Origin of the sequence: Treponema sp., assembly GCF_045641405.1 — a bacterium.
Lineage (GTDB): Bacteria > Spirochaetota > Spirochaetia > Treponematales > Treponemataceae > Treponema_D.
Genome location: NZ_JAZUGX010000074.1, coordinates 1 through 5,525, shown reverse-complemented (window position 1 = coordinate 5,525; position 5,525 = coordinate 1). Strand labels below are relative to the sequence as shown.

6 protein-coding genes are annotated in these 5,525 nt (G+C 39.1%); 4 read left to right on the top strand and 2 right to left on the bottom strand.

Annotation, left to right across the window (positions count from 1 at the left end; translation table 11 throughout):
- Positions 1-257 (top strand): hypothetical protein (locus tag ACKI39_RS11865; protein WP_407400797.1); only part of this gene is annotated, 257 nt, incomplete at its 5' end.
- A 217-nt stretch (positions 258-474) separates the two neighbouring features.
- On the opposite strand, the gene ACKI39_RS11860 is transcribed toward ACKI39_RS11865, so the two are convergent.
- On the bottom strand, positions 475-810 hold the full coding sequence (locus ACKI39_RS11860; protein WP_407400795.1) for a hypothetical protein: 336 nt from the start codon (positions 808-810) through the stop codon (positions 475-477).
- 3 nt (positions 811-813) lie between these two features.
- Complete coding sequence (locus ACKI39_RS11855; protein WP_407400793.1) at positions 814-1,149, bottom strand: hypothetical protein; 336 nt, start codon at positions 1,147-1,149, stop codon at positions 814-816.
- Between the two features lie 509 nt (positions 1,150-1,658).
- Between ACKI39_RS11855 and ACKI39_RS11850 the strand changes: the two genes are divergently transcribed.
- From ACKI39_RS11850 to ACKI39_RS11840, 3 genes are all read left to right on the top strand, one after another.
- Positions 1,659-2,666 (top strand): DNA cytosine methyltransferase, encoded by a 1,008-nt coding sequence (locus ACKI39_RS11850; protein WP_407400791.1) that lies wholly within the window; start codon positions 1,659-1,661, stop codon positions 2,664-2,666.
- A gap of 2 nt (positions 2,667-2,668) precedes the next feature.
- The gene (locus ACKI39_RS11845) at positions 2,669-4,129 is read left to right on the top strand and encodes an ATP-binding protein (RefSeq protein ID WP_407400789.1); all 1,461 of its coding nucleotides are present in this window, start codon (positions 2,669-2,671) and stop codon (positions 4,127-4,129) included.
- Positions 4,126-5,525 (top strand): Z1 domain-containing protein (locus ACKI39_RS11840; protein WP_407400787.1); only part of this gene is annotated, 1,400 nt, incomplete at its 3' end. The genes ACKI39_RS11845 and ACKI39_RS11840, both read left to right, overlap by 4 nt.

Below are 5,525 nucleotides of genomic sequence, written 5' to 3'. Positions count from 1 at the left end.
GTCAAGAGCTTTATCTTGGCCATAAGGCTTTTCCGTTTTCTTTATTCTCATTAGATTCTGTTCAACATCATCCTGTAACTGCTTTCCATATTCCTGAAGAATATCACAAAACTATACGGACTGTAAGCAAAAAAGCTTGTTTCGCTTACAATCCGTATTTTCATTCCCCCTTTAGAATCAAAGAAAATCATTCTTCGGAAACTTGCCTGAAAATAACGCCGGATTTCGCATTTTCGTATCTCCTTAATGCTCAATAACTTAACTTTTTCGTCATAGAAAAAGCAGTCATTTTCGGCTCATTTTCGCCCAATTTCCGTAGGCTTTTCGGGTAAAAAGTCCCACAGTTTTGAAAATATCTCTTAGAGTTTTTGATAAAAAGCTTTACGAATTTTCATCAACTCCCCGAAAAGCCCTTCAATTCCCTATATTTCCACCTCCCACAACTCCTGGTTGAAGCAAAATCTTGCGGAAACTTCAACTTACAATCCGTAAGCATTTCCGCCCGATTCTCTTACAGTACACATTACGCATTGAAGTATCCTCATCCATTAATGCAATTACTCTGTCATGCAATGATGGATTTCTTGCTATCCATTCCTGAATGGCTCGTGTTGACACATCCGGATCAAGGTCTATTGCTAGTTCCTTTGTTCCATCTTGCATGATGGCATAAAGCGTATCACCATCCATCACTAGCTTCTTGATGCTCGTGGTGTTCATCTCAACGGATTCGCTTTTGCTTGCTTCAAGCATAAAGCTCATGTAGCAGAAGTTCACACTCTGCATTTTTATGTATTCACGTGTGTTCATAATCTAAAATTCGTCCCAGTTATTGAAAGGTCTTGCAGTTTGATGAATGCGGTAACAGATCGCTGTTCCCAAAGAGAAACGGCTATTGCCTTGCCCCATTCTCTGAATGTAAACATAATAGCCTTTGTCCTTGAAGTCTTGTGCCACTCTGTCGGCTATACTCCTTGACGGACAATTCTTATACCTATCGTTGCATACACCCCAATCTATGTAAGCCGTGCCTACAGCTCCTTCTCCATACTTGTCTTGTCCAGTAGTAAGCTGGCTCAGCACATCTGCCACAACTTTGTCGTAGTCAGATTCAAATCTTTCGTTTGTTGGAATTTCTATCATAATCATTAGTTTTTATTAGCGGCGGCAAAGTTACAAAGACCGATTTTTTCATGCAACGGTCTATAGTGCACATTTTCATTTTTGCGCTTTTCCTATGTCAAGAAAACAAAGAAAAAACGCTCGTTTTGTAATCCCCACTGGCGATTTCAGCCTGTAAACAAGTGAATTTCCTATGATTTTGCCACATTTACATAGCAAGATTTGGAATAGTTCATAGAAATTCCTACCTTTGCACGCGTAACCTAATGCGTGCGTACGTCATGAAAGCACTTACGCACCTTGACTTACACACAGGCAACAGTTCCTATAAACTGCAAACTCGACTGATAGTAAGACATCATTATTCGCCGTTCAGATCTGGGAAATCCAAACATTTAGAGGAAGTGATGCATTGATGTCCTCGTTGTGAAAAAAACTAATAATCACAGCGTGGAGTTCTATTGCATTAACTCTAAAAGGTTTCCCAGAACCTGAACGGCTTTTTGCTTTAGCCTCCACGCACATTTTCAATTGCTATGAAGTTGAAAGTATTTGAATCTTTTGCGGGTTATGGCGGAGCTTCTTTTGCTTTGAAAAGACTTGAAAGACTTCATCCTGGGTGGTCTTTCAATGTTGTTGGATACTCAGAAATTTCGCCATCTGCAATTGAATTATATAATGCGAATCATAAAGCGAAATCGGGAAAACAAATCAAGAACTGGGGAGACATCACTTCTATCGATGAGAAGAAACTTCCTGCATTTGATTTATTTACCGGCGGTTTCCCCTGCCAACCCTTTTCTTCTGCAGGGTCCCTTTTAGGAGAACTAGATCCTCGTGGTTCTTTGTTTGCAGACATTTATAGAATCTGTCGAGAAAAGAAACCAAAATATATTTTTCTGGAAAATGTTGTAAATCTTTGTAGAGGAAAGTGTAAACCCACATTCGAAGCTATTTTGGGGCTATTCTACAACTTAGGATATGATATAAAAACGGCAATTCTAAATTCTGCTGATTATGGTATTCCTCAAAGTCGCCAACGTTTATGGTTTTTCGGAGCAAGAAAAGATATCGGAGGATTGCCTGAAGGTTTTTCTATGGAACCTCCAAAAGTAAAATTGGAGCACTACATAGAAGACTTCTTGGACGAACATCCAGATGAATCTTTGTACAGAACGCAAAAGCAAATAGAACATATTAAGGTAATTCATGATAAACCAGCAGATTATTTCCATGTCAATGAAAGATTGTGCTACGATTACTATAACCGTAAGATACGCAGTGATAGAATCTGTATGACCGTGACACCTCCAAGTCATAACGTAGTTCGAATTGTAGAACCACCTGTAAATGGCATGGATAGGTTTCGGAAGTTGTCCACCGACGAACATTTCCGCCTTATGGGATTCAGAATAAATGATGAAGAAAAAGAGATCGTTTATCCAGAAAAACTCACCTATTCCCAATTGGGAGAACGTGCGGGGAATGGATGGGAAATAAATGTAGTGACAACTCTCTTAGAACACATATTTAAGCAACTATAATTATGGAATACGAAGGATTAGAAATACAAGAAGCTGTACCGGAAGCTGCCTCTATGATAGAGACATTTCGTGCTATTGGTTATAGTTTAGAAACTGCTGTTGCCGATATAATTGACAATTCAATAACGGCTGGTGCTTCACATATTACAATTCAAAGGTATTGGAGAGGAGGGAAATCGGTTATAACAATCAAGGATAACGGCTGTGGAATGAGTAACGAAGAATTGGTTCATGCCATGCGCCCAGGTGCTCAGAACCCGCTTGAAGAAAGAGATGAAAAAGACTTGGGAAGATTTGGTCTTGGCTTGAAAACCGCTTCATTTTCTCAATGTAGAAAATTAAGTGTGCTAAGCAAGAAAGATAATAAATTGTCTTACTGGACATGGGATTTAGATTATGTCGCATTGTGCAAGAAATGGAATCTAGTACATTGGATTCCAGACGAATTCAAAGATGCGTTGGATGACACAGAATCAGGAACCATAGTAATATGGTCAGATTTGGACAGGATCCTTCCTGTCAATACGGCTCAAAACAACGAAGTGATGAAAGAGCGCTTTTCTCGTTCACTAGAGAAAGTTAGGAGTCATATTTCCATGACTTTTCATCGATTTATTGAAGATAAAACACTATCAGTAGTTTGGGGTAGTCAGGTAGTACCCCCATGGAACCCTTTCTGCCGAGATGAATGTAAACTTCAGCCCTTTTCAAAAGACCAACTTCCTGGTAATGTAACCATGAGAGGGTTCGTCTTACCGCATAAAGCGAACTTCTCTACAGAAAGCGCTTATTTAGCAGCCGAAGGTCCTAAGGGTTGGAGCGGTCAACAAGGTTTTTACGTCTATAGGGGAAAACGTTTACTCCTTGCTGGTGATTGGTTGGGATTATTCAGGAAAGAAGAACATTACAAGCTTGCACGCATAATGATTGATTTGCCCAATACTCAAGACGCAGAATGGCAAATCGACATTAAGAAGTCAAAAGCATATCCACCAGCCGTATGCAGGGAACAAATTGAGCAATACGCAAAACAAGTACGTTCTACTGCGGAGCAAGTATTCCGCCACAGAGGTAAAATTCTCAAGCAACGAGCTGGAACCGAATTTTATCCTCTATGGCTCGAAAAGAAGAAAGATAATAATTGGTCGTATGTGATTAATCGACAAAATCCTGTTATTGATCACATAAAACAACTCGCAACGACAAATCCAAATGAAGCGATAGAAGGACTCCTAAAACTTGTTGAAGCGACAGTACCCACAAAGACGATATTTATCAACGAGTCAAAAGACGAGGATAAACAGGAACCGACGATTGCCATGGACACAACTCTAGTTGAACAGACAATAAAAAACATGTTTGATAGTTTCCTGTCCCAGGGAAATACTCCGGCACAGGCAAAGGCTTTATTAAAGTTGGTAGAACCGTTTAACTATTATGAAGATTTAATTGAATCATTATGAATGAACTAGAAAAATATATAGACATTTGCCGCATAATGATTGGCGAAAAGGATTTTATAACCGACTCTGAAATAGAAACGGCAATAAATCAATTCGCATGGATGTTTCCTAACGTTAACCCCAATGATGTTAAGAAGCAACTACTTTCTATCTATACTCTTCCAATATCTCCATACAAGACACTCCTTGATAGTAATAATCCAGGAGCAGGATGGTTAAGTGCAGACAAAGGGTCACGCAAGACTGAAATAGAATGGAGATTTTGGAATAGATACCAGAAGTACCTCCGTGAAAAAGAGAAATACCAACCCGGTGTCATTCATCAGTTAGACAGATTAACTAATGAAATCCTTGATAATCTCTATGATCCAACAATGGAAGGATACGAGATTAGCAAAAAGGGATTGGTTGTAGGTCAGGTACAATCAGGCAAGACCTCCAACTTTACAGGTTTAGTATGTAAAGCTGTCGATTCTGGATTCAATGTAATAATCGTATTTGCAGGCATTCTTGATGATCTCCGCACACAAACACAATCTCGTCTTGAAAAGTGCTTTTTAGGGTTCACTACAAAAGACATTGAAAAAATAAACGAATCAAAAATCGGTGTAGGCCTCATTGATCCATCGCCCGTTGCTCATGCATTCACCACAGTTGTGTCTGATTTCAAGGAAGCAACCGTAAATGCATTAGGAACAAATTTCCAAACAAATGAGCCAATTCTGTTTGTAGTTAAGAAGAACGGACGTATACTGGAAAATATGAGAAAATGGCTTTCAAAGCGTGAGTGCAATGGAAAGTCAGTTCTCTTTATTGATGATGAGGCAGACAATGCATCCGTAAATACTTCAAAAGATAAAAATAAAGCTTCAACAATAAATAAAAAGATTCGTGCAATCCTCAATCTTTTCAAGCGTAATGCTTACGTTGGTTATACAGCCACTCCGTATGCAAATATTTTCATTGACCGTGAAAATGAGAAAGATTTATTCCCTCGACATTTCATAGTCAACCTTCCTACACCAGCGGCTTATCTAAGCCCAGAGAAGGTGTTTGGACTTGACACAGAGGATGAACAGCCGCTTCCGATTGTCAATATCGTAAAGGATTATAAGACATTTGTTCCAGACAAGCACAAGAAGGACGAAACGGAAACGCTTGAATACGAAAACATACCAGAAAGCTTGAAATATGCTATTAGATGTTTTATTCTGGCATGTGCCGTACGAAATGTACGTGGTCAGGGGAATAAGCATAACTCAATGCTTATTCACCTATCGAGATTTCAAATATGGCAAAACAGAATTAAAGAACTAATTGAACGTTGTTTTAGGTTCTATAAGAACGAGATTCTTGCCGATGACGCGGAAATCTTTTCACAACTGAAACAAGATTA

What these genes read in the sequence shown, in the direction of transcription:
- ACKI39_RS11860 (WP_407400795.1), bottom strand. Translation starts at nt 810, where the DNA reads ATGAACACACGTGAATACATAAAAATGCAGAGTGTGAACTTCTGCTAC.
- ACKI39_RS11855 (WP_407400793.1), bottom strand. Translation starts at nt 1,149, where the DNA reads ATGATTATGATAGAAATTCCAACAAACGAAAGATTTGAATCTGACTAC.
- ACKI39_RS11850 (WP_407400791.1), top strand. Translation starts at nt 1,659, where the DNA reads ATGAAGTTGAAAGTATTTGAATCTTTTGCGGGTTATGGCGGAGCTTCT.
- ACKI39_RS11845 (WP_407400789.1), top strand. Translation starts at nt 2,669, where the DNA reads ATGGAATACGAAGGATTAGAAATACAAGAAGCTGTACCGGAAGCTGCC.